Annotated in this window: 22 protein-coding genes and 1 riboswitch; of the genes, 10 read left to right on the top strand and 12 right to left on the bottom strand. The window is 64.2% G+C overall.

Annotated elements, in window-relative coordinates; translation table 11 throughout:
• Window positions 1-10: 10 nt before the first annotated feature.
• Window positions 11-427, bottom strand: coding sequence for a nitroreductase family deazaflavin-dependent oxidoreductase (locus tag MSTE_RS23675; RefSeq protein WP_162291510.1), 417 nt, complete (start codon window positions 425-427; stop codon window positions 11-13).
• Window positions 424-1,677 (bottom strand): NADH:flavin oxidoreductase/NADH oxidase family protein, encoded by a 1,254-nt coding sequence (locus MSTE_RS23670; protein ID WP_096504890.1) that lies wholly within the window; start codon window positions 1,675-1,677, stop codon window positions 424-426. Before MSTE_RS23670 ends, MSTE_RS23675 begins: the two co-directional genes overlap by 4 nt.
• Window positions 1,678-1,797: 120 nt before the next feature.
• On the opposite strand from MSTE_RS23670, the gene MSTE_RS23665 reads away from it, so the two are divergent.
• On the top strand, window positions 1,798-2,373 hold the full coding sequence (locus MSTE_RS23665) for a TetR/AcrR family transcriptional regulator (protein ID WP_096504888.1): 576 nt from the start codon (window positions 1,798-1,800) through the stop codon (window positions 2,371-2,373).
• A gap of 37 nt (window positions 2,374-2,410) precedes the next feature.
• The gene (locus tag MSTE_RS23660) at window positions 2,411-2,929 is read left to right on the top strand and encodes a hypothetical protein (RefSeq protein WP_096504886.1); all 519 of its coding nucleotides are present in this window, start codon (window positions 2,411-2,413) and stop codon (window positions 2,927-2,929) included.
• Here the strand turns inward: MSTE_RS23660 and MSTE_RS23655 are convergent.
• Both MSTE_RS23655 and MSTE_RS23650 read right to left on the bottom strand, forming a co-directional pair.
• Window positions 2,894-3,967 carry an NAD(P)H-dependent amine dehydrogenase family protein gene (locus MSTE_RS23655; protein ID WP_096504884.1) on the bottom strand — a complete coding sequence of 358 codons (1,074 nt, stop codon included), beginning with the start codon at window positions 3,965-3,967 and terminating at the stop codon, window positions 2,894-2,896. The genes MSTE_RS23660 and MSTE_RS23655 overlap by 36 nt on opposite strands.
• Window positions 3,968-3,989: 22 nt before the next feature.
• Window positions 3,990-4,781: an SDR family oxidoreductase gene (locus MSTE_RS23650; RefSeq protein WP_096504882.1), complete on the bottom strand. Its 792-nt coding sequence runs from the start codon at window positions 4,779-4,781 to the stop codon at window positions 3,990-3,992.
• Window positions 4,782-4,874: 93 nt separating this feature from the next.
• Between MSTE_RS23650 and MSTE_RS23645 the strand changes: the two genes are divergently transcribed.
• Window positions 4,875-5,732, top strand: coding sequence for a helix-turn-helix domain-containing protein (locus MSTE_RS23645; protein WP_096504880.1), 858 nt, complete (start codon window positions 4,875-4,877; stop codon window positions 5,730-5,732).
• Here MSTE_RS23645 and MSTE_RS23640 read toward each other — a convergent pair.
• Together MSTE_RS23640 and MSTE_RS23635 are read right to left on the bottom strand one after the other, a co-directional pair.
• Window positions 5,729-6,613 carry an AIM24 family protein gene (locus tag MSTE_RS23640; protein ID WP_096504878.1) on the bottom strand — a complete coding sequence of 295 codons (885 nt, stop codon included), beginning with the start codon at window positions 6,611-6,613 and terminating at the stop codon, window positions 5,729-5,731. The two genes, MSTE_RS23645 and MSTE_RS23640, sit on opposite strands and share 4 nt — an antisense overlap.
• Before the next feature lie 21 nt (window positions 6,614-6,634).
• Window positions 6,635-7,294 carry a VOC family protein gene (locus MSTE_RS23635; protein ID WP_096506321.1) on the bottom strand — a complete coding sequence of 220 codons (660 nt, stop codon included), beginning with the start codon at window positions 7,292-7,294 and terminating at the stop codon, window positions 6,635-6,637.
• A gap of 51 nt (window positions 7,295-7,345) precedes the next feature.
• On the opposite strand from MSTE_RS23635, the gene MSTE_RS23630 reads away from it, so the two are divergent.
• The gene (locus MSTE_RS23630) at window positions 7,346-8,443 is read left to right on the top strand and encodes an LLM class flavin-dependent oxidoreductase (RefSeq protein WP_096504876.1); all 1,098 of its coding nucleotides are present in this window, start codon (window positions 7,346-7,348) and stop codon (window positions 8,441-8,443) included.
• A 139-nt stretch (window positions 8,444-8,582) separates the two neighbouring features.
• On the top strand, window positions 8,583-10,172 hold the full coding sequence (gene fadD8, locus MSTE_RS23625; RefSeq protein ID WP_096504874.1) for a fatty-acid--CoA ligase FadD8: 1,590 nt from the start codon (window positions 8,583-8,585) through the stop codon (window positions 10,170-10,172).
• Here fadD8 and MSTE_RS23620 read toward each other — a convergent pair.
• On the bottom strand, window positions 10,169-10,759 hold the full coding sequence (locus tag MSTE_RS23620; RefSeq protein ID WP_096504872.1) for a TetR/AcrR family transcriptional regulator: 591 nt from the start codon (window positions 10,757-10,759) through the stop codon (window positions 10,169-10,171). The two genes, fadD8 and MSTE_RS23620, sit on opposite strands and share 4 nt — an antisense overlap.
• Entirely contained in the window at window positions 10,749-11,168 is a 420-nt protein-coding gene (locus tag MSTE_RS23615) for a PaaI family thioesterase (RefSeq protein WP_096504870.1), read from the bottom strand. Before MSTE_RS23615 ends, MSTE_RS23620 begins: the two co-directional genes overlap by 11 nt.
• 80 nt (window positions 11,169-11,248) lie before the next feature.
• Window positions 11,249-11,476, top strand: a riboswitch (cobalamin riboswitch).
• 140 nt (window positions 11,477-11,616) lie between these two features.
• On the opposite strand from MSTE_RS23615, the gene metE reads away from it, so the two are divergent.
• The 4 genes from metE to MSTE_RS23595 all read left to right on the top strand — a co-directional run bounded on the left by metE (window position 11,617) and on the right by MSTE_RS23595 (window position 16,399).
• The gene (gene metE, locus MSTE_RS23610) at window positions 11,617-13,881 is read left to right on the top strand and encodes a 5-methyltetrahydropteroyltriglutamate--homocysteine S-methyltransferase (RefSeq protein WP_096504868.1); all 2,265 of its coding nucleotides are present in this window, start codon (window positions 11,617-11,619) and stop codon (window positions 13,879-13,881) included.
• A gap of 100 nt (window positions 13,882-13,981) precedes the next feature.
• Window positions 13,982-14,881 (top strand): mycobacterial-type methylenetetrahydrofolate reductase, encoded by a 900-nt coding sequence (locus MSTE_RS23605; RefSeq protein WP_162291509.1) that lies wholly within the window; start codon window positions 13,982-13,984, stop codon window positions 14,879-14,881.
• Window positions 14,882-14,943: 62 nt separating this feature from the next.
• Window positions 14,944-15,474, top strand: a complete 531-nt coding sequence (locus tag MSTE_RS23600) for a GNAT family N-acetyltransferase (RefSeq protein WP_096504864.1) — start codon at window positions 14,944-14,946, stop codon at window positions 15,472-15,474.
• Window positions 15,475-15,571: 97 nt separating this feature from the next.
• A complete protein-coding gene (locus tag MSTE_RS23595) occupies window positions 15,572-16,399 on the top strand; it encodes a DUF6578 domain-containing protein (protein ID WP_162291508.1) in 828 nt (275 codons plus the stop codon).
• Window positions 16,400-16,471: 72 nt separating this feature from the next.
• On the opposite strand, the gene MSTE_RS23590 is transcribed toward MSTE_RS23595, so the two are convergent.
• From MSTE_RS23590 to prpD, 3 genes are read right to left on the bottom strand one after another with little or no spacing between them, the layout of a single operon-like run.
• Entirely contained in the window at window positions 16,472-17,593 is a 1,122-nt protein-coding gene (locus MSTE_RS23590; protein WP_096504862.1) for a bifunctional 2-methylcitrate synthase/citrate synthase, read from the bottom strand.
• Window positions 17,590-18,510: a methylisocitrate lyase gene (gene prpB, locus MSTE_RS23585; RefSeq protein ID WP_096504860.1), complete on the bottom strand. Its 921-nt coding sequence runs from the start codon at window positions 18,508-18,510 to the stop codon at window positions 17,590-17,592. Before prpB ends, MSTE_RS23590 begins: the two co-directional genes overlap by 4 nt.
• On the bottom strand, window positions 18,507-20,021 hold the full coding sequence (gene prpD / locus MSTE_RS23580; protein WP_096506317.1) for a 2-methylcitrate dehydratase PrpD: 1,515 nt from the start codon (window positions 20,019-20,021) through the stop codon (window positions 18,507-18,509). Before prpD ends, prpB begins: the two co-directional genes overlap by 4 nt.
• Before the next feature lie 119 nt (window positions 20,022-20,140).
• On the opposite strand from prpD, the gene MSTE_RS23575 reads away from it, so the two are divergent.
• Window positions 20,141-21,562 (top strand): short-chain fatty acyl-CoA regulator family protein, encoded by a 1,422-nt coding sequence (locus MSTE_RS23575; RefSeq protein WP_096504858.1) that lies wholly within the window; start codon window positions 20,141-20,143, stop codon window positions 21,560-21,562.
• Here MSTE_RS23575 and MSTE_RS23570 read toward each other — a convergent pair.
• Entirely contained in the window at window positions 21,553-22,737 is a 1,185-nt protein-coding gene (locus tag MSTE_RS23570; RefSeq protein ID WP_096506315.1) for an MFS transporter, read from the bottom strand. The genes MSTE_RS23575 and MSTE_RS23570 overlap by 10 nt on opposite strands.
• Between the last annotated feature and the right edge of the window lie 5 nt (window positions 22,738-22,742).

Raw genomic sequence — 22,742 nt, 5'->3', positions numbered from 1 at the left:
ACCCTTGTCCTCAGTCGGTGAACTCGATGCGCACCGATATGGGGGTGGTCTCCAGTGCCTTGACCACCCGCGCGCCGACGGCCCCGAACTTGCGGCCCCGCGCGACGACGTCGTCATCGGGCCGGAACTGGGCGGTTCCGGTACGCCACCTGTTTCCCTGCTTCAGGCGGACATTGGGATTCGCGGCGATATTGCTGCCCCAGCCCGAGCGGGTGCCGTGCTGGCTGATTACCCACGCGCCGGTCGCGTCGAACTGGACCGAGACCGGGACCCGCCGCAGCTGGCCGGTCTTACGTCCGGTGGTTTCCAGCTCCGAGGCGAGCGCTGTGCGCAGGCCCAGCTTCGTCAGGGCCGAGACGGCGGGGTTGAGCAGGTAACGGCCCATGGCGCGCTCTCTGCGGAACTTGCGCAGTGTCTTGTCCGTCATGAACTTCTCCTTCTCCGAAAGGCGTCGACACCGTTGTTCTTGAGGAGTCGAAGTGCCGTGATCCACGGGCCGATGGTGGGGTCCGGGTCGGTCCCCGCGCCCAGGCGGTGCAGTTGGGTGTTGTGCCACTGGAGTTCCAGTGCGCTGAGGAAGGATTTCGCCCGGCCGGTCGATGCCAGCCAGCCGGGTAGGGGCAGCGAAGCGTCCGGAACGGTCAGCTTGTCCTGACGCGCAGTCAGCAGGCTGTCGGCGGACTCGGGATTGACGGTTGTCGGGCGCCCGAGCCCCACGACATCGCAATCACCCGATCGGATGGCGTCGGACATGGCGGCTTCCGTACGGAAACCTCCCGTCACGGCGATCGGGACATCACCGGCCGCCTGGCGCGCGGTGCGGGCGTACTCGAGGAAGTAAGCCTCGCGGGCCTGCGTTGAGGCTGATGTCACCAGCGGCCTACCTTCCATCGCCGGCGATTCATAAGTACCACCGCTGATTTCGATGAGGTCGATCTCTTCAGAGGCGAGTGCTGCGATGACTGCCCGCGACTCTTCCTCGGTGAAGCCTCCACGCTGGAAGTCCGCGGAGTTGAGCTTGATGGCGACCGAGAAGCCGGGGCTCACGGCCGCACGAGTGCGGCGGACAACCTCGAGAACGAACCGCATCCGATGTTCCGGGTCGCCGCCCCACCGGTCGGTGCGCCTATTGGTACGTGGCGAGAGGAACTGTGCCACCAGATAGCCATGTGCACCGTGGATCTGAACACCGTCGAACCCGGCGGCATCGGCGATCGACGCCGTGGTCGCGTACCGGTCGATGATGTTCTCGATCTCGTCATCGGTGAGTTCACGCGGCGCTTGCCATCCGGGGACGTTCATCTTGATCGCGGACGGCGCCACCGGCTGAGACGCCGTGGCGAGCGGGTTGGCTTGCCGTCCCGGATGGTTCACCTGCATCCAGATCAGGCCGCCGCCGTCCTTGGTTGCCTTGGCCCACCGTGACAGGCCATCGAGATGCCGGTCGTCCTCGATGACCACATTTCCCGGCTCACCCAGATGGCTGCGGTCAACCATCACATTGCCGGTGACGACGAGGCCGAACCCGCCGGTGCCCCAGCGGCGGTACAACTCGACGAGCCGGTGGTCAGGTCCCTGAGCGGTGTCGCCGAGGCCCTCGCTGAGGGCCGACTTCATCAGTCGATTGCGCAGAACCTGGCCCGAGGCCAGGGGAAGGGGGTCGTGTAGGTCTGCCACTCGGCCGACGGTAGTACACCGATTGGTTTACCGCAATGTTCCTATAAGTTCCCCGCCCTGGCCACGACTCGGTAGACTGAGCGGTATAGTTAACACCTGACAAGTTGGGAGGCGGGCAGGATGTCGGCACGTGACACGTTGATCGCTAGCGTGACGGGTCTGGTGCGGCGCCGGGGCGTCGCGGGAACCGGTCTCAACGCACTGCTGGAAGACAGCGGCGTGTCACGGAGAACCATCTACCTCAACTTTCCCGGCGGTAAGCAGGAACTGGTCGCCGAGGCGACCCGCCTCGCGGGGCAAGAGCTGACGGCCATCATCAAGGCGGCCGGTGACGATATCGATCCAGCACACGGCATTCAGTTGTTCATCGAACTGTGGAAGGCGCAACTCGGCGAAACCGAGATGCAGGCGGGGTGCCCGATCGTCGCTGCCGTGCTGGGACGTACCGAGGCGCCCGAGGCCTCGGCGGTGGCGGCGGATGCATTCGAGGATTGGCAGGCCATTCTCACCGAGCGGTTGACGCGCTATCACGTGGCTGCCGAGGCGGCACGCTCGCTGGCCCGGACGATGATCGCGGCGATCGAGGGCGCCGTCATCATGTCGATCGCGGCGCAGTCGACAGAGACGCTCGACGATGTCGGCGAGCGGTTGGCAGAGCTCATCAGGCTGTACGTCCCCGCAGGCACCACGCCGTAATCGCCCACCGCACAAAACCCGCCAGTAGGGTCTGCTGATGCGCGCATGGACCGTGGTGCTCACCATCCCGGTGGTAGCACTGCTGCTACAGCCGCTATGGGCGCCACGGTGGGGATCGGGAGTTCTCGGGGAAGTCGCCGCAACCGGGCCGGTGGCCGCGGTGGCCACCATCGTGGTGTTCTTCGGCCTCGTGGCCCTCTATTGCCTTACCCTGCAGCGCATTCTCGCGCGCCTGCCCGAATGGGGGCGTACGCGGACTCCCCGGTCGGTGTGGTTGATGTTCGCCCTGCCCTTCAACTTCGTTGAAGACTTCTTCATCGTCAACGACATCGCCGGAAGCCTTGCGGCAGCGCCGACCGTTAGCGACTTCAATCGAAATATCTGGCGTGCAACGGGTTTCGCGTGGTGCGTATTGCAGATCGTCTCACTGCTCCCCGGGCCGCCCGGATTGGTCGGCGGTGCGCTGGCGATGCCGGTGTGGCTGGGCAACTGGATTCACGCCGGGAGCATTGCCCGAACGCTATCGCGCGCGCCCCTTCCCTGTGATCAGCGGTAGGTCCAGCGTGGTGCGGATACCCGCATCGGCTGCGACGACGGCAGGTACCGCGTTGACCACGCGCATCGCCGTCGCGATCAGATTGGCGTAGTTGTGGTCACCGCGTGCGCTGAACGAGCCCAAATCCAGTATGTAGCTGGGCTCCCCGGTGATCTCGACACGATAGGTGCCTCCCTCGTGTGCGGGCTGCGGCCAGTCTGGCGCTAGATCTTCGCGCAGACGGGTGAAGTGCTCAAGGACCGTCACCACCTTGCCGTCCTTCATCCCACGCACCTCGAAGTGCAGCGCGGCCATGGTGCCCGCGCGGATATGTCCCGAGGAAATGTCGAAATCCTCAGGTGCAGGTAACTTTTCATACGTCTCGATGACCTCGTCCAGTTCGATGCCCAGGCCGACTGCGAGCTGCCGAACCACCGAACCCCAGGCCAGGGACAGCACTCCCGGTTGCAGCAGGAGGGGGGTCTCGTCCATCGGCCCACCGAAGCCCATGACGTCGAACATCACCGTTGCGCTGTCGTACGTGGCGTAGTCGACGATCTCGATGCAGCGCACCTGATCGACATGTTGGCAGGTACCCATGAGTGCCAGCGGCAGTAGATCGTTGGCAAAACCGGGATCGATACCACCGACAAAGATCGACGAGTTGCCTTCCCGCGCCGCGGCTTCGATGGGTTCCAGCATGTTGTCCGGCAGGACGCCCCACGGATACTGCAGGAACACCGGCGCGCTGGCGGCGACGTTGATCCCGGCGGCGAGGATCGAGCCCAAGTCCGCGATCGCCTCCATCAGGCGGTTGTCGGTCATAGCGGTGTACACCACGCAGTCGGGCTTGAGTGTGAGGATCTCGGCGGCATCGGTGGTCGCGGCGATACCGGTGGTGGTGTCGAGTCCGGCCAGCTCACCGGCGTCCTTGCCGGCCTTGTTGGCTCCGGACACCCATACGCCGACGAGCTCCATATTCGGGTCCGTGATCACGCCGGCGAGCGCATGCTGGCCGACGTTTCCTGTGCCCCAGACGGCTACACGTGTCTTCGTCATATCAGGTTCTTTCTGGAAGTGGTCAGGCGAGGTCGGGTAGGGGGATATCGAGATTGGGCGCGATGAGGCCGCCATCGACTTCGAGCACCTTGCCGGTCAGAAAGCTGCCGGCGGGCGATGCGAGATAGATTGCAGCCGCCGCGATATCGGTCGGATCACCCAGTCGGTGTAGTGGCGTGTTCTTCTCGAGCGTCCCGCGCACCTCGTCGTTGCCCGCCACGACCTCCAGCGCAGAGGTAAGTATGGAGCCGGGGGCGATGCCGTTGACGCGGATTCTCGGACTCAAATCCATTGCGGCCGTGCGTGTGTAATGAGCAAGTGCACCCTTGGCGGTGCAGTACCCGAGGAAGGCGCGGCCCGGGAGCCTGCCCATGGTGGACGTGATGTTGATGACCGAGGCGTTGTCAGACTTGAGCAGGTGTGGCACCGCGGTACGCAACAGCGCATGACCATTGAGAACGTTGAAGGAGAAGGCCTCGGCGAGGTCGTCGTTAGTGGTGTCCAAGAAGGGTTTCGGCATGGTGCCGCCCACGTTGTTGACGACGATGTCGAGTCGTCCAAACCGGTCGACGGCCTTCTGCGCCAGCGAGGCGGATGCTTCGGTATCGGAGAGATCGGCCACGACAACCTCGGCCTGGCGTCCCGCGGCAGCCACTTTCGCGGCGACCTCGTGCAGTTGGGATTCGGTACGCGAGGCGATCAGCACATCGGCACCGGCCTGCGCGAAGGCCTCTGCGATCGCCGCGCCCAGCCCACGACCTGCGCCGGTAACGATCGCAACGTTGCCGTCGAGCCTGAAGCGGTCCAGAATCATGTCTACCTCCGTGTCGAATATTCGACTACCTTGGGGCGAATAGTCGATGCACTGTAGACCTGAGCATTGCAACGCGCAAGAGGGAGGGAACCCATGCCGACCATCTCGCCGCCGACCGCGCGCGTCGTACGAATCGTGGAAATGCTCGCTGCTGCAACACAACCCAAATCGCTGAGTGAGATCGCCGCAAGTACGGGTATTCCTCGTGCCACCGCCACCGCGGTGGTGAACGAGCTGGAAGCGGCGGGGTGGTTGACGCGCGATGGTGAGCTTCGTTATCGAGTCGGGTCGGCCCTGCCGCGCGCGGTCGAGGCAACCATGCCCCGCGAGGTCCAGGACGTGCTGGCCCGAATCGCGGGAGCAGCACAGGCGGGGGCGACCATCAGCCGAATCAGTCCGAAGACATTGACGATCGTTGCCAAGGCGCAGGCGGGACGCAGGGCTGTCACCGGATTCGCGGTGGGGCAGACCATACCGCTGGCCTTTCCCGCGGGTTCGGCCGTGATGCCCTGGCGTTCGTCCGACGAACGTGCACAGTGGCTCGGCACCGCCCGCGGCTTGAGCACGCGTTCCGGCCAGCGGCTTCTGCGACAGGTTTCCGACTGCGGATACGTGATCTACCGCCCCGACCACGACGACACCGGGATGGTTGACCTGCTCTCGGACCTGCTCGGCTCGGTGGGCTCGGAGGTGATGGAGGCCGCGCTTCGCGAGCGGCTATTGCGACAGCTGTCCCGGCTCACCTCGCGTCTCTACTCACGCGATGAGCTGATATCCGACGATGTGCTGCCGATCAGCTATCTGGCGGCGCCCATCTTCGTGGGTGCCGATGCCGCCTACGAACTTCAGCTGGGGCCGCTGCTGCCCAGTGCGACCCGCGCGGAGCGGGAAGCACTGATCGCGACATTGACTCGGGGGGCCAAGGAGCTTTCGGGGCAGATGATGCTCTAGCCGGCCGTGACGACGGGAACGCCCTCGGATGGTTGCACGATGACAAATCCCTGCCCCTGGAATGAGACTTGGAGTGCCTCACCCGAACCGCGGCCGATGAGGGCGCCGGCCTTGAAGCTCGTCTTGAGCTGTGTCTGAAGGTTGGCCGACCACGCCACCACCGCATTCGTGTCGGCGAATGTCGGCGCCTCGGCGGCATTGAGCACCACCGGCGGGCCGTCGGTGGTCAAAGCCACCCACCCCGTTCCCCGCAATGTCGTGTTGAACAGGCCGCCGGTGACCATGCTGGCGCCCTTGACCCGCTCGATGTTCCAATTCAGGCCTGCCGAGAAGGCCAGCACGTTCTTGCCGCTGATCGAAAGGCCCGCGTTGTTGAGGTTCAGCAGATGGACGTCGAAGGCGCGCTCGGCCAGGAATACGTCGCCCTGGCCCGAACACCGCATGAGCGGCAAGCCTTCTCCGGTGAGTGCCTTCTTCAAGAACTTCGCCGCACCGCCGCCTTCGAAGGCGAAATCGACATTGCCCTGGTAAGCCACCATCGATCCTTGACGCGCCAGGAATGGCTCGCCAAGGCGAACGCGCAACAGTTTGGCGTTTTGGTTGGAGATCGGTTTGGCTTCATTCTCGCTGAATCGGCCGTCCACCAAATCTCCACTGATGCCAGAGAATTGGTCCCCAAGAGGTTGGGCTTGTGCTGCCGGTTGTGCGGCCGGGGCCGCTGGGCTGGGCTGTGGGGCGACCGGCGCGGAGCCTCCGAGCGGAGCTGAACTGACTTTGCCCTGATGGGCAACCTGATCCGTCCAGCGGTGGCCGTCGTGCCAGCGGAACTCGAATCGTCCGTCGGGGTCGGGTTGCCAGCTTCCCGGGTTCGGAGTCGTCATAGATCCCAACCTAGTCGGCGGCTAGCGCTGTTCAATCAAAATTGTGGGGACTGCCAGCCCGGGGTCTTTGACTGTCGCGACTCGAGTGCCCGGCTTGTGGCCGTTACGGATGGCACTGAGAGTGACGTCGGCAGCCGTCAGGCGAGCATGAGAGCCGTCAATATCGTTGGTGCGCCATGCGATTCCCCACAGCGAGTCCGGTCCGGTGGGGTCGTCGTCGCGCAGGACCACCTCAACCACCAGGCCCGTGCAACGGAAGAACAGTTGGTGTACGCCCCACGACTGCACGCGGTCCAAGCGCAGATCGAAGCCGAGTCGTCCGCATAGCGTCGCAATGATCCTGTCGCGATTGGGGGAGAACAGCACCAGGTGATCGATCTGCTCGCTCGCCGGGACCGCGTGCGGTGCCGGCTGCGCGCACAGGCCCAGGGTGAGTCCGTCGGCCTGTCCCACCACGAACTCGCCGTGAGAGGTAAGTGCGAGGCCACGGCGATCGACCGTCCGGGCCGCGGACGACAAGTCTGCGACACCGAACAGCAACCCAGGGTGCGGTGCCCAATCGGGGAGCCCGAGGCGGAGCTGGGGGTGTGGCGTGTCGGTTCCGAGCAACCGCGCGTAGGCGGCCTTTGCGTCAGCGAGATTTGGAACGTCGAGAAGCACCGACTCCAGTTCGGTGATCATCAGAACATCTCCTCCCTGCCGGACCGGGGTCCGTTTCGGCATACTGGCGATATGCGCTTCCAGCTTCTCGACATTGTCTTCCACCTGCCGAACCCTGCAACGGGGGCATTGGCACCCGCCGCCGACCGGCTGAACCGCGTGGTCGAGACCGCAGTGTTGGCCGAGAGCCGGGGCTTGGATTCCTTCGCGGTGGGGGAGCGGCATGCGGGAGACGTGCTGTCCTCGGCGCCCACGGTACTGCTGGGAGCGGTGGCTGCGGCGACCGAACGGATCCTGTTGTCGACCGGCGTCACGGTGCTCTCCCTCCTGGACCCGGTGCGTGCGGCCGAGGACTTCGCCACGATCGACCAGCTGAGTCGCGGCCGGCTGGAGATCGTCATCGGGAAGGGCAATGAGGACCGGCAGTACCCGTTGATGGGGCTGGATATCGCGAAGCAGTACGAGTATCTGCAAGAGAACTACGAGCTGCTGCGGCGGCTACTGCGTGAGGAACACGTCGACTGGACGGGTACGCATCGGCATCCGCTTGCCGACGCGACAACGCTGCCCAGGCCGTACGACGGACCGTTCCGGATCTGGCACGGGTCGGCGACCTCGACGTTCGCGGTTGAACTTGCCGCTAAGTGGGGCGATCCGATAGTCACCGCAAATGCTTTGCAGCCCAAGGAGAACTACAAGATTCTCATCGACAGGTATCGGGAGCTGTACGCGCAGAACGGGCACGATCCGGCCAATCTGCACGTGGGTGCGGGTTCGGGAGGGCTCTATCTGGCGGATACGACCGAACAGGCCATCGCGCAGTACCGGCCGATCTATGAGGCACGCCTGGCGCAGATGGCCAAGCTCAAGGACCATCCGAAGGCCGTCGGCAAGTTCCCCTCCTTCGAATCCATCGAGGACGCGGCGGATCGCGGCCCGGTGCTGGCCGGTTCGCCGGAACGCGTGGCCGAGAAGATCATTCAGTGGCATGAGGCCTTCGGCCACGAGTTCCAGTCGATTTCGTTGAGCCCTGAGGCCGACTTCGAGGAGCAGAAGGACACCCTGCGTCGATTCGCCGAAGAGGTTGTCCCGCTGGTGAAGGCGGAGATCACCTCGACGCTGTGGAGTGCGCAGGACACACAGCGGGCCAAGGGATTCACCGCCGCCTGAGAGCCGGCCGTCGCGAGCAGCCGCCGTTGAGCCATTGACCCCGGCGCAGCAGGGCAGAGGCACGTTCTTGCCCAAAACTAGAACATGTTCTAACGTCGAGCGAAGCGCCTGATCGGCGACTATTCACTCAAGGAGCGCGATGCCTGACTCATTTGACCCGCTGCACGGGTCGATCAACTCCGGGCACCTGCTGGTCGCCGCGCTGAAAAAGAATGCGAGCGCACCCGCGCTGGTGCTCGGGGATGTGACGCTCACCGGCGCCCAGATGGCCGACGAGATCAGCAAGTACATCCAGGCCTTCACCGCGCTGGTGCCCGACCCGACCGATGGCCAGGGCATGCTGGCACTCAATCGCCCCGAGGTGCTGTTGGTGATCGGCGCGGGCCAGTTGCTGGGCACCCGGCGTACCGCACTGCACCCGCTCGGTTCGCTCGACGACCATGCCTACGTGCTGGCCGACGCCAAGATCACCACACTCGTCATCGACCCCACCCCGCAGTTCGTGGAGCGCGCCGCCGCCCTGGTGGAGAAGGTGCCGACGCTGACCCGCGTGCTGACGCTCGGGCCGGTGCCCGCTGAGCTGGCCGAGGTGGGACATGACCTGGTGGCCGCGGCCGCAGGCTTCGAGGCGAGGCCGCTGGTTCCGATCAACCTGTCACCGGATCACATCAACGGCCTCACCTACACGGGTGGGACGACGGGTAAGCCCAAGGGCGTCATCGGAACCTCACAGTCGATTCTCACCATGACTCAGATCCAGCTGGCCGAGTGGGAGTGGCCGGATCGCCCCAAATTCCTGATGTGTACCCCGCTTTCGCATGCCGGCGCGGCATTCTTCATGCCGACCCTGATGAAGGGTGGGTCAATGGTGGTGCTGCCCAAATTCGATGCGGGCGCCGTGCTGGCCGCGATCGAGGAGCACAAGATCACCGCGACCATGCTGGTGCCGTCGATGATCTATGCGCTGCTGGACCACCCGGACTCTCAGACTCGCGACCTGTCGTCGTTGCAGACCGTCTACTACGGCGCCTCGGCCATCAATCCGGTACGGCTCGCGGAGGCGATCAAGCGATTCGGGCCGATCTTCGCGCAGTACTTCGGCCAGTCCGAAGCGCCGATGGTGATCAGCTATCTGGCCAAGGGGGATCACGACACCCAGCGGCTCTCCAGCTGTGGCCGGCCCTCGGCGTTCCTGCGCACGGCGCTGCTCGACGAGAACGATCGGCCGGTGAAGCAGGGTGAGCCCGGCGAGATCTGTGTGGCCGGGCCGCTGGTGGCGGGGGGCTATTGGGGCCTGCCCGAACAGACCGCCGACACGTTCAAGAACGGCTGGCTGCGCACCGGCGATGTCGCACGCGAGGACGAAGACGGTTTCTGGTTCATCGTCGACCGGACCAAGGACATGATCGTCACCGGTGGTTTCAACGTGTTCCCCCGCGAGGTGGAAGACGTTGTCGCCGAGCACCCCTCGGTGGCGCAGGTCGGGGTCATCGGGGTGCCCGATGAGAAGTGGGGCGAGGCAGTGACGGCGATCGTGGTGCTGCGCGCGGATGCCGACCGCAGCGGCGACGCGGTGTCCAAGATGACGTCCGAGATCCAGTCCGCGGTCAAGGACCGCAAGGGTTCGGTGCAGTCGCCCAAACATGTGATCGTCGCCGACTCGCTGCCGTTGACCGCGCTGGGCAAGCTCGACAAGAAGGCTCTGCGTCAGAAGTACGCCACGGTCTAACTCTCGCGGGCGAGGAGCTCCCGGGCGCTGGCCCGGACGAACTCGCGCAGCCACGGTGCGGGCACGCCCCTATCGGGCAGATGACGGCGCACCGCCGCGTACGGCATGTCGATCAATGCGAACATCGTCTTGTCGATCAGCTCGGGAGTGATCGCGCCGAACCGATGCTCGGTGTACTCGCGCAACGCCGTGCGGACCCGCGAGTTGAGTGTCGTGAGCTCCGCGGCGAGGGTGTCGGGCCAGTGCGCGACCAAGTCGGCCTTCTCGTACTGGAGCAGCAGCTGCGCCTCGTTGCGGTTCGCCGTCGTCCAATCGAAGGCGTGGTCAATGGTCGCCGTAAGTGCATCGTCGAGATCCGACAGGCACAGGGCCGCGAGTATCCCGTTCTGATAGCGGGCGATCGATCGCAGCCAGAGCCGGGCCATGAGCTCATCGCGGCTGGCGAATCGGTGGTAGATCGAACCCGACGGTGCCCCGAGGACGCGTCCGATGGCGGCGGCGGTGGCCGCTGACGGGCCGCCCGAGGTCACCAGTGCCAGCGCCGCGTCCAGGATGTCGTCCGCGGTGTACTGCGGTTTACGCCCCACGGCGCCGGACCATGCTCGTGCCCTGAGCGACCGCAACCAGCTTGGTCGTGCCGTCGTGGCCTTCGACGGAGATTTCGCAGCGGCCCAGCGCCTTCGTGCGGCCGGTGCTCACCAGGGAGGCGTCGGCGAGTAGCCGTACCCCATCGCCCGCGGGGGACACGTACTCGACGGTGTATCCGCTGGTCACAATGTCTGCACCCAAACCAAGGGCGCAAGCGTAGGTGATGGCGTTGTCGGCGAGATAGCTCAATACGCCGCCGTGGATGAACCCGTTCTGCTGCCGTAGCTCGTCGCGGATATCAAGAGCGAGCCGGATTCCGGACTCATCGACCCGGCACACGGATGCGCCGAGGAGTCGGCTGAAGGGCTGCGCATCGAGCACCCGCTGAGCCTGGTCCAAGGTGATCACAATATTAGAGAATAGTCGCTAATATTTGTGTTGGATAGCGCGCATATGATGAGAAATGCAGCTGGTCTGCTGGTAGTGGCACGGGTTTGATCCGAGCCGGTACCAGCATCGAGTGCTGGACCCTCGGGCCCGGCACAAGAGGGAACCCGGTGAGAATCCGGGACTGTCCCGCAGCGGTATGCAGGAACGACAGTCGTCATATGCACTGGGTTGAGCACCAAGAAGCCTGGGAAGCGGCGACCAGTAGGAAAACCTGAGTCCGGGTAACGCCTGTAAGTCCGAAGACCTGCCAGCTGTGCCGGGTGCGCCGCACCCGGCGGATCATCGCCTCGCGGAATGGGCGTATGGCCGAAGCGGTTTCACCGAGCAGATATCTGTTGCGGTGGTTCCGTGCTCGGTTCTTCGTCCCCGGGCGGTGGCTACCCCGCTGTTGATGAAGGACTAATTCATGACTGCTCAACCTTTGACCGCCACCACGCTCGGATCCGCGCGCATCGGCCCGCGGCGTGAGCTCAAGAGGGCTACCGAGAGCTACTGGGCCGGACGTACCAGCCGTACCGAGCTCGAAACTGTCGCCGCAGGGCTTCGGCGCGACAATTGGACCGCATTGGCGGCCGCCGGGCTCGATTCCGTACCGGTGAACACCTTCTCGTACTACGACCAGGTGCTGGACACCGCGGTGCTGCTGGGAGCCCTCCCACCCCGTGTCGCCGGTATCGCCGATGACCTCGACCGCTACTTCGCCGCCGCTCGCGGTAATGATGACGTGACACCGCTGGAGATGACCAAGTGGTTCGACACCAACTACCACTACCTGGTGCCGGAGATCGGGCCGGACACGAAGTTCGAGCTGAACCCGACCAAGCTGTTCGGAGAGCTGAAAGAAGCTCAGGCGCTGGGTATTCCGGCACGTCCGGTCGTCGTCGGACCCATCACCTTCCTCGCGTTGAGTAAGTCAGTCGACGGCGCCCCGGCGACCATCGAACGGCTCGACGAGGTGGTGTCGCTGTACGAGCAGCTGTTGGTGCAGCTTGCCGAAGCAGGCGTCGGCTGGGTGCAGATCGACGAGCCGGTGCTCGTCACCGACATCCTGCCGAATGGTCCCGAACTGGCCGAGCAGGTGTATGGCCGTCTCGGCACGGTGGCCGATCGCCCCGCGATCCTGGTCGCCACCTACTTCGGGGACCTCGGTGCCGCGCTGCCGGCGCTGGCACGTACCCCCGTCGAGGCGATTGCCGTCGACTTGGTCTACGGGTCCGCATCGGGCGTGGCCTTGGTGCCGGAACTGGCCGGAAAGACCGTTGTCGCGGGCGTTGTCGACGGACGAAACATCTGGCGTACCAACCTGGAGTCCGCGCTGGGCACCCTGGGGACGTTGTTGGGATCCGCCGGTGCCGTGGCAGTGTCCACGTCCTGCTCGACGTTGCATGTGCCCTACTCGTTGGAGCCGGAAACCGAACTCGATGACCAGCTGCGCAGCTGGTTGGCTTTCGCAGACGAGAAGGTCAAGGAAGTTGTGGTGCTGGCGCGGGCACTGGGCGGGGCGCGCGACGCCGCGGAGTTCGCGGCATCGAATGCGGCTGTCGAATCTCGCAAGACGGATCCGCGTCTGAACAACGGCCAGATCCGTGCACGCCTGGATTCGATTCTGGCGGCTGGTATTTCACGTGGGGATGCCGCCGAGCGTCGCCGCAGTCAAGATGAGCGGCTGCAGCTGCCCGAGCTGCCGACCACCACCATCGGATCGTTCCCGCAGACCGTCGAGATTCGCAAGGCACGTCAGGCTCTGACCAAGGGCGAGATCGACGAGTCCGAGTACGTGCGGCGGATGCGTGCCGAGGTTGCCGATGTTATTGCGCTACAGGAGAAGCTGGGCCTGGACGTATTGGTCCATGGCGAGCCGGAACGCAACGACATGGTGCAGTACTTCGCCGAGCAGCTCGACGGATTCTTTGCCACCCAGAACGGCTGGGTTCAGTCGTACGGCAGCCGCTGTGTGCGCCCACCGATCCTGTACGGCGATGTCGCACGGCAGAACCCGATGACCGTCGAGTGGGCCACCTACGCCCAGTCGCTGACCCCCAAGTACGTCAAGGGCATGCTGACCGGGCCGGTGACCATCCTCGCGTGGTCGTTCGTGCGCGACGATCAGCCGTTGGCGGACACCGCTAACCAGATCGCGCTGGCCATCCGGGACGAGACGGTGGATCTGCAGGACGCCGGGATTGCGATCATCCAGGTGGACGAGCCCGCATTGCGCGAGCTCCTGCCGCTGCGCTCGGCGGATAAGCCCGCATACCTGGACTGGGCGGTCGGCGCGTTCCGGCTGTCCACCTCGGGCGTGTCCGATGCGACGCAGATTCACACGCATCTGTGCTACTCGGAGTTCGGCGAGGTGATCGGTGCGATCGCCGATCTGGACGCCGATGTCACCTCCATCGAGGCGGCTCGCTCGCACATGGAGGTGCTCGACGACCTCAACGCGATCGGATTCTCCAACAGCGTCGGCCCGGGTGTGTACGACATCCACTCGCCGCGGGTGCCGTCGACGGCCGAGATGGCGAACTCGCTGCGTGAGGCGCTGCAGGCCGTTCCGGCCCAGCGTCTCTGGGTCAATCCTGACTGTGGCCTGAAGACTCGGAAGGCCGACGAGGTCACTGCCTCGCTGGCCAACCTGGTGGCGGCTGCGACCGAGGTGCGTGCGGACGCCTAGTTCGGCGATGAGCGCGCGGGCAGTCCCCTTCGCGGGGGACTGCCCGCGCGTGAATTTGATTGGTGTATAAACCATTAGCGAGACTAATCGGAGGTCCTTGGTGTCCATGAATACCGTTGCGCTGGAGCTGGTGCCTCCCAATGTCGATGGCGGCCTCGAGAAGGCATCCGAAGAACTGCAGAAACTGTCCAGGTTTTCGGCGGAGTTCGGCATCGACGGGCGCATCGACCACGTCATGATCCCGTCGATGATCGTGGAGGATGCCGATCGCCCGCTGGAGATGAAGCCGAAGCTGGATGTCGTCGACTATTGGTCGATCATCCGGTCGGAGCTACCCACCATGCGGGGACTGTGCACGCAGGTCACGTCCTTTTCGGATGAGACGTCGTTGCGGAGCCGGCTGACCGGTCTGACCGAAGCCGGGATGGACGGGGTGATCTTCGTCGGTGTACCGCGCACCATGAGCGACGGCGACGGTTCGGGCATTCCACCGACTGACGCGTTGTCGAAGTTCGATGACATTGTCGATAACAGGGGAGTGATCCTGATCCCCACCCGCAGTGGGGAACAGGGCCGCTTCTCCTTCAAATGCGACAAGGGCGCCACCTTCGCCATGACCCAGCTGCTGTATTCGGATGCGGTGGTTGGGTTTCTGCAGGAGTTCGCGCGCACAAGCGAACACCGGCCAGAGGTGTTGCTCTCGTTCGGTTTCGTCCCGAAGCTGGAGTCCAAGGTCGGGCTCATCGACTGGTTGATCCAGGATCCCGGCAACGAAGCCGTTGCGCGCGAACAGGATTTCGTGAAGTCGCTTGCCGGCTGCGAGCCAGATGTCCGGCGGCCGCAGCTTGTGGATCTCTACAAGCGAGTCATCGATGGAGTGGCAGACCTCGGCTTTCCTCTGAGCGTGCATTTCGAAGCGCCGTATGGTTTGGCCAGGCCGGCCTTCGAGACCTTCGCGGAGATGTTGGAGTACTGGTCGCCGGTACCCGAGACCTCCTGACGCAGGCGCGGTCGCACGGAATTCCTTTGACCACGTTGTAATTCGTGGTTGAGACTGGTCGCATGGAACCTACCCAGTTGCAGACGGACCGGTTGGTTCTGCGCGCCGTCACCAGCGCGGACGAGGCCGCGATTGTCGAAGCGTGCAACGAGCCGCAGATCGCGCACTACCTTCCGCTGCCGGTTCCGTACACCCGTGAAGACGCCCGGAGTTTCATCGTCAGGTCGGCGCAGGAATGGGCCGACAACTCGCGATACGGCTTCGGGTTCTTCCGTACAGATACGGATGAACTCGTGGGCACCTGCTCACTCAAGTCAATCGCGCCCGGCGTCGTGGAGGTCGGATACTGGTCGGCCTCGCAGCATCGTCGCAAGGGGCTGACAACGGAGGCGATTAGGCGGCTGTGCCAGTGGGGATTTGATGTGCTGGGCGTGCACCGCATCGAATGGTGGGCCGTCGTCGGCAACGACGGTTCACGGGCGGTGGCGCAAGCCGTCGGATTCGACATGGAGGGCTTGCTGCGCCAGCGTGGGTATCGGCGAGAGGCTCCGGCAGATTGGTGGGTTGGCGGGCTCTTGTCCCGGCCCGCGTAGCGGGTGTTGACGCCTGGCGTGATGCTGGCTAACCTTGGCCCTCGGTACACCGGGTCCGGAGCGTTCGTGCTCCGTTCGTCTAACACCTGGTTCTTCAGTGATTAACAAGATTCTCAATCGAAATGAATCTCTTGTATACCTTGGTATTTCACATTGGGAATACCAGTGCTGCGGTAGAACTCCGGAGGTAGGCCAGTCTGTCGATTGGCAGATCTGTGCCCACCCCGCCGAGAGTGGCTACCTACTGGCATCGGCTGCTGCGGTCGACTGGGACGAAGACCGCGAGATCGTCCGGTTTCCCTACGGTTGTGCGAGCTGGGATCCAACACTCGGAGATCCTGCGAATGCGCTGGTAATCCTTTGGGCTACTTGGCACGAGAGTCAAAGCTGGCCCCGTCTACGGGGCGTCGTCGAGGAGCTGTATGACGTGTCGGCCATTACCTATCTGAATGAGTCCGGTCAGGTGAGCCAAGAGCCGTCATCGTTTCAGTACCGGCCTACCGAACTTGCAACACGTTGGCCAGATCAGCCACCGTCGGGCGAGATCGGGCATCGAGTGATCACCGGATCCGTTGTGGGGCTCCGTGTCACCTCAGCGGTGGAGCCGACCGGCGACGATGTTGAGGCGCTGCGTGATGCGCGGGATCGGGGCCGTAGGACGTTGCATCTATTCGCGCCTCCAGACGTGTTTGGCGCGGTGATCCCGTCGCGGGGAGATCGAGTGACAGTCGATCTCGAGGATCCCCGGCTGAGCGTGAACGATACGCGTGGCTATGCGGGTGTCGTCGCGGGCATTGCCGGGCAAGTAAGTCGTGCGGTGCATTCACCAGATGGCTTCTACACCAGCTTTCTCAACATCGACCCGGAGGCGCCCGCGCCGGACGAGTTGTTCATCCAATTGCTTTGCGACAGAATGCCGAACTAACCAAGTCGAGTGTGCGGTTCGTGTCGATAATCAGCGAGATATCGACACGAACCGCACACTCGGTGGTCACACTTAAGACGCCAGCGTCCGTTGGGGCTTGCCGGAGTACTCGCTCAGCGGCCGGATCAGGGCGTTGGCCGCTGCCTGCTCCATGATGTGCGCGGTCCAGCCGGTGATCCGGCTCATCACGAAAATCGGTGTGAAGCAGGGGATATCGAATCCCATGAGGTAGTAGGCGGGCCCGGTGGGGAAATCGAGATTGGGCTTGATTCCGGTGGCGGCGTCCATCTCGGACTCCAGCACCTTGTAGATCTCGAGCCACTGGCGACCGTCACGAACCCGGGCCACGTCCTCCAGTGCGGCGCGCATCGTCGGGACCCGGGAATCACCGTTCTTGTATACGCGGTGCCCGAAACCCATGACCTTTTCTTTTCGGGTCCGCTTGCCCTGCAACCATTCCGCGGCCTTGGCGGCATCGCCTATCTCGATCATGTCGTGCATGACGGCCTCGTTGGCTCCGCCGTGCAAGGAGCCCTTGAGCGCGCCGATCGCTGCCGTGACCGCGCTGTAGATATCGGATTGTGTCGAGGTCACCACACGGGCGGCGAAGGTTGAGGCGTTGAAGCTGTGCTCGGCGTACAGGATCATCGACTGCTCGAACGCCGTGACGATCACGGGGTCCGGTACCTCGCCGAAGCACATCCGCAGGAAGTTGGCCGAGTAGCCGAGGTGGCTGTGGGGCTGAATGGGGTCCAACCCACGGCGACGCCGCATGTCGGCCGCGACGATCGTCGGCAGCACCGCGAACATACGAAGCGATTTGGCGTAGTTGGCCTCCGGCGTGCTGTCGTCCTCAGAAGGATCCTCAGCACCGAGGACGCTGATGGCGGTGCGCACCACGTCCATCGGATGGCAGGTCTCCGGCAACTTGGCCAGCAGCGCCATCAGGGAACGGTCCAGGCGGCGCTGCGCCCGCTCGCGTTGGTTGAACAGCGCGAGTTCGCCCTCGTTCGGCAACTCGCCATGCCACAGCAGGTAGGCGACCTGCTCAAAGCTGCACCGGGCGGCCAAGTCCTGCACCGGATATCCGCGGTACGTCAGCGAGTTGGTCTCGGGCACCACCTTGGAGATGGCGGTGGTGTCCACCACGACGCCGGCAAGTCCCTTGTGAATAGTCGGGGTCGCGGTGGTCATCGGGCTCCTCCTCCATTGAGGCTGAAATTGAAGATCTCGGTATCGAACTGGTTGTATTCGGAATAGCGGAGCAGCTCGTACAGGCGGCTGCGGTGCTGCATCTGGTCCAGCAGGGCAGACTGTGTTCCCGCCGAATCGATGTGGCGCAGACCCTGTTCCACTGCGAACATCGCCAGCCGCAGGGTCGTGACGGGATAGATGACGACGTTGTACCCGACGTCGCGGAGCTGGTCGGCCGTCACGAGTTCGGATTTCCCGAATTCGGTCATGTTGGCGAGCAGGGGAACATCAACCGCCGCCCGGAACTTCTCGAACTCGCCGATATCACTGAGTGCTTCGGTGAAGATGAGATCCGCACCCGCATCGGCGTAGGCCTTTGCGCGGTCGATTGCCGCGGGCAACCCCTCGATGCCCGCGGCATCAGTGCGGGCGCAGATCACGAAGTTGGGGTCGCGCCGGGCGGAAACCGCCGCACGGAGTCGCCGAACCATCTCGGCGCTCTCGACGACGGCCTTGCCATCAAGATGCCCACACCGCTTGGGGTTCACCTGATCCTCGAGATGAAGGCCGGCGACTCCACAGTCTTCGAGCACGGTGACCGTACGTGCCGCACTCATCGGCTCGCCAAATCCTGTGTCGGCATCGATCAGCGTCGGCAGGTCGGTAACCGACGCGATCTGACGACCGCGGGCCGATACCTCGGTGAGCGTCGTCAATCCGATATCGGGCAGGGCCAGATCGGCAGACAGTACTGCACCCGAGACGTAAACCCCCTCGAACCCGATCTCCTGGATCAGCTTGGCCACCAACGGTGAGAACGCGCCGGGAAAGCGCAGCAGCTCGCCGGAGGACAGGCCCGCCCGGAACGCGGCACGCTTGGTGGCCGCATCCGTTGCGGAGGCTAGAAGCGCGCTCACTTAAAGATCCCCTCCGGTGTCGTGGGCGCCTTGTCGAGAACCACGGCATCCACGAGCGGGTTGAGCGCACCCAGCGAGCCGGCCTTCAGATCGGCCAATCCCTGTGCCACTGAAAGGAATCGGTCTTGCTCGCGCTGTTCGATGACGCCGTCAGACAGCACCGTGAACTTGTTGATGTAGTTCTCTCGGGCGAACGGCCGTGCCCCCAAGGGGTGCGCATCGGCGATCGCGAGCTCGTCGGTGATCACCTCGCCGTTCTTGAGAGTGACGACGGCCTTGCAGCCGAAGGCCTTCTCGTCGGGATTGCTCGAGTGATAACGGCGAGTCCACTCCGGATCCTCGACGGTACTGATCTTGTTCCAGAGGTCGATCGTTTCGGTGCGGTGTGCGCGTTCGGGAGCATAGGAGCGCTCGTGATGCCAGGTGCCGTCCTCCAACGCCACGGCGAAGATGTACATGACCGAGTGGTCGAGTGTCTCGCGCGAAGCGTCGGGGTCGAACTTCTGCGGATCGTTTGATCCGGTGCCGATCACGACGTGCGTGTGGTGGCTGGTGTGCAGCACGATCGTCGCAATCTGATCCAGGTCGCCGATGCGCTCGCGCATCCTGCGGGCCAGGTCGATGGGTGCCTGGCTCTGATACTCGGCCGAGTGCTCCTTGGTGTAGCTGTCCAGGATCGCGCGCTTCTCCTCGCCTGAGCCCGGCAGTGGCACCTCGTAGACCTTGTCGGGACCGCCGAGCAGCCAGGCGATCACGCCGTCCTCGCCCTCCCAGATTGGGGACGGAGCACCCTCGCCGCGCATGGCGCGGTCGACGGCCTCGATGGCGACCTTGCCGGCCCACGCCGGGGCATAGGCCTTCCAGCTGGAGATGAGTCCCTTGCGGGACTGCCGGGTCGCGGTCGTCAGGTGCAGAGCCTGACCGATGGCCTGATAGATCGTCTCGGTGTCGAGCTTGAGCATGGCGCCCAGGCCGGCGGCCAACGAAGGGCCGAGGTGTGCGACGTGGTCGATCTTGTGCTCGTGCAGACAGATTCCGCGGGTGAGGTTGATCTGAGTTTCGTATGCGGTGGCCAGACCGCGAATGAGGTCCGGCCCGCCGATGCCGAGCTGTTGGGCCACGGCTACCAGCGGTGGAATGTTGTCGCCGGGGTGCGAGTAGTCGGCGGCCAGGAAAGTGTCGTGGAAATCCAGTTCGCGTACTGCGACCCCGTTGGCCCAGGCCGCCCACTCGGCCGAGTAGCCACCGCTGACACCGAAGACGTTGGCGCCACGTCCGCCGGAAGACACCCCGTGGGCCTGCGCCTGGCGGCGCGCGACCGTGACGGGACGACGGATGACCGACGCGGCACTTACGGCGGCGTTATCGATGATCCGGTTGATGACCATCGCCTCGGTGTCGGCGGGAACGGCAACGGGGTCCGAGGCGACCTCGGCGATCTTCCAGGCGAGGTGTTGGTCGCGGGGGAAGACGTCGGCGCTGCGGCGGGTGTGTACGGAGTGAACGTGCATGATTCGCACATTACGCACGTGGTCGACGGATAAAAAGGCCATGTAAATGCGTATTTCTGTATCCTTAGTTCGCGCATCTTGCAAACATTGCGAATGGTTGTGGAGTTATCCTGACGAACATGTCCAGACCGTTCGCCGGAGCGCGGTTGCGGAGGTTGCGTGAAGAGCGCGGCCTGACGCAAGCGGCGCTCGCACGCGTCCTGGATTTGTCGACGAGCTATGTCAACCAGCTGGAGAACGACGCGCGCCCGGTGACGGTCGCGGTGCTGCTGCGGCTCACCGAACGATTCGATCTGTCGCCGCACTATTTCTCCCCGGACTCCGACGCCCGGCTTGTCGCGGACCTCGGCGAGATATTCACCGAAGCAGCAGTGGGCGAGATCAGTGATCTGCAGCTCGAAGAGCTGGTCGCCCGGATGCCATCGGTGGGTCAGACCCTGGTGGGCATGCACCGCAGGCTGCGGGACGCCACCGCTGAGCTGGAGAGCTATCGCGCGACCGAGAACGCCGCCACCATCGGTGATTCGATACGAGAACCGCTGCGTCCCATGCCGTTCGAAGAAGTCCGTGACCTTTTCTACGATCACAAGAACTATCTCGGTGAACTCGACACCGCCGCCGAAGATCTATTCGAGCACTACGGACTGCACATCGGCGGTCTCGACACGCAGCTGGCCACGGTCTTGAAGCAAGACCACGGCATCGCCGTCACGGTGGCCAAGGGTGGGGCACTCTCAGATTCGTCGAAACGCCGGTTCGACACTGACGCAGGGATTTTACGCATTGCGCATTGGCTCACACCAGGCCAGCGTGCTTTCCAAATGGCCACGCAGCTGGCGCTGTTGACGCAGACCGAAACCATGGCGGCAATCCTCTCTGGCGCTGAGCAGCTGAGCCCCGAAGCCGTCGGTGTGGCACGGATCGGACTGGCCAACTACTTCGCCGGTGCTTTCCTGTTGCCGTACAAACAGTTTCACCATGCGGCGGAGTCCAGTAGATATGACGTAGACATCTTGGCACGACAGTTCGAGGTCGGACACGAGACTGTTTGCCACCGGTTGTCGACTCTGCAACGCCCCTCCATGCGGGGAGTTCCGTTCATTCTGGTCCGGACAGATCGGGCGGGGAACATCTCGAAACGTCAGTCCGCCACGGCATTTCACTTCTCCAGAGTGGGTGGGAACTGCCCGTTGTGGGTCGTGCACGAGGCATTCTCGAATCCGGGGCAGTTTGTGACCCAGGTTGCCGAGATGCCGGACGGTCGCACGTACTTCTGGGTGGCACGCACGAGTAGTACGTCAACGGGCGGATTTCTCAGCACGCCAAAGTCATTCGCGATCGGGTTGGGATGCGATATAGCCCACGCGCATCGTCTGGTGTATTCGACGGGAATCGCCATCGATGATCCGTCAACGGCAGTGCCGATCGGCCCGGGCTGCAAGGTGTGTATCCGCGATTCCTGTGCCCAGCGAGCTTTTCCCTACATCGGCCGCAGCGTTCATGTCGACGAGGACGCCAGTAGCCGCCTGCCCTATACCTGATCGGCGTGCCGCAGCACAGTGGGCGCGGCGGCGACCAACGCGACCAGCTGAATCACGCCGACCACCCCGATGAGCATGGGAATTGACACCTCGTAGAGATACCCCGTGAGTGTCCCGCCGACGGCGGTTGCGGTGCCGAGCACGGCCGCGTAGACCCCGTACGCGGTGGCCCGTCGCGCGGGCGGGACCAGGTCTGCGACCACTGCACGCAGGGTGGATTCCTGAATCCCGATGGCGGCACCCCATAACAGCGCGCCAAGCACGATGCCTGTGAGCGAGTCTGTGAATGCCAGCATGGGTACGACCGCGCCGACAATGGGCAAGACCACAAGTGTTTTGGGGCCTGTCCGGTCGTACGCCCAGCCGGAGAACAGGGCGGATACGGCGGCCGCGGCCATCGCGACGGCGTACACCAACGGCACCGCGGCGGGCGCGAGGATGCCCCGGTCGACCATGTGAAATGACAGCACGCCAAAGGTCGCGAATCCGGACACAGTGATCCCGGAGAAGCCCGCGTACAGCCAAAACCGCGTCGGTAGTTGGAGTTTTTGGCGCGCGGGCGTGCCATGCGTGTCTGCGGTGGCCTCATACCGTTCCGGATGGGGCACCCGGCGGCGAAGCCAGAACAACAGGGCCAACGCCGCAGCGCCCGGGACCGCCAGGACGGCGAATGTCGGCAGATAGTTCCCGTGGGTGAGGGTGAGCATGCCCGCGACGACGAGCGGGCCGGTGATCGCCCCCACCTGGTCCATGGCCTCGTGCACCGCGAAGCCTCTGCCACGGCCGGTGATGGAGGTGGCGTGCGACAGCAAGGTGTCCTTGGCGGGGCTGCGTACCGCTTTACCCACTCGTTCGGCGATCACCAACGTGGCGGCAACCCAAAGCACGCTGGCCACGCCCAGGAACGGGACCGTCACCACCGTCAGCGCGTATCCGGCGATGGTCCAGGTCCAGAACATGCGGGTGCGGTCGGTGAGTGGTCCCGACACCAGACGCAGCGCCAGGGCGGCGGCCTCGCCGATTCCGGTCACCACGCCGACAACGAGAGCGGACGCCCCGAGCGATGCCAGAAGTGGTCCGGTGATCGAGCGTGCGCCCTCATAGACGATATCGGCGAACATGCTGATGACACCGAATGTCGTGACGAATCGCCAGGCCGAAAGACGTTGTGGCACAGCTG

It is taken from the genome of [Mycobacterium] stephanolepidis (assembly GCF_002356335.1).
Lineage (GTDB): Bacteria > Actinomycetota > Actinomycetes > Mycobacteriales > Mycobacteriaceae > Mycobacterium > Mycobacterium stephanolepidis.
The sequence above is the reverse complement of the archived record's forward strand: the minus strand, read 5'-3'. Positions and strand labels throughout refer to the sequence as shown.

Bases quoted from the DNA above. Each gene is read 5' to 3' on its own strand.
- MSTE_RS23675 (WP_162291510.1), bottom strand. From the start codon at position 427: ATGACGGACAAGACACTGCGCAAGTTCCGCAGAGAGCGCGCCATGGGC.
- MSTE_RS23665 (WP_096504888.1), top strand. From the start codon at position 1,798: ATGTCGGCACGTGACACGTTGATCGCTAGCGTGACGGGTCTGGTGCGG.
- MSTE_RS23660 (WP_096504886.1), top strand. From the start codon at position 2,411: ATGCGCGCATGGACCGTGGTGCTCACCATCCCGGTGGTAGCACTGCTG.
- MSTE_RS23655 (WP_096504884.1), bottom strand. From the start codon at position 3,967: ATGACGAAGACACGTGTAGCCGTCTGGGGCACAGGAAACGTCGGCCAG.
- MSTE_RS23650 (WP_096504882.1), bottom strand. From the start codon at position 4,781: ATGATTCTGGACCGCTTCAGGCTCGACGGCAACGTTGCGATCGTTACC.
- MSTE_RS23645 (WP_096504880.1), top strand. From the start codon at position 4,875: ATGCCGACCATCTCGCCGCCGACCGCGCGCGTCGTACGAATCGTGGAA.
- MSTE_RS23640 (WP_096504878.1), bottom strand. From the start codon at position 6,613: ATGACGACTCCGAACCCGGGAAGCTGGCAACCCGACCCCGACGGACGA.
- MSTE_RS23635 (WP_096506321.1), bottom strand. From the start codon at position 7,294: ATGATCACCGAACTGGAGTCGGTGCTTCTCGACGTTCCAAATCTCGCT.
- MSTE_RS23630 (WP_096504876.1), top strand. From the start codon at position 7,346: ATGCGCTTCCAGCTTCTCGACATTGTCTTCCACCTGCCGAACCCTGCA.
- fadD8 (WP_096504874.1), top strand. From the start codon at position 8,583: ATGCCTGACTCATTTGACCCGCTGCACGGGTCGATCAACTCCGGGCAC.
- metE (WP_096504868.1), top strand. From the start codon at position 11,617: ATGACTGCTCAACCTTTGACCGCCACCACGCTCGGATCCGCGCGCATC.
- MSTE_RS23600 (WP_096504864.1), top strand. From the start codon at position 14,944: ATGGAACCTACCCAGTTGCAGACGGACCGGTTGGTTCTGCGCGCCGTC.
- MSTE_RS23590 (WP_096504862.1), bottom strand. From the start codon at position 17,593: ATGACCACCGCGACCCCGACTATTCACAAGGGACTTGCCGGCGTCGTG.
- prpD (WP_096506317.1), bottom strand. From the start codon at position 20,021: ATGCACGTTCACTCCGTACACACCCGCCGCAGCGCCGACGTCTTCCCC.
- MSTE_RS23575 (WP_096504858.1), top strand. From the start codon at position 20,141: ATGTCCAGACCGTTCGCCGGAGCGCGGTTGCGGAGGTTGCGTGAAGAG.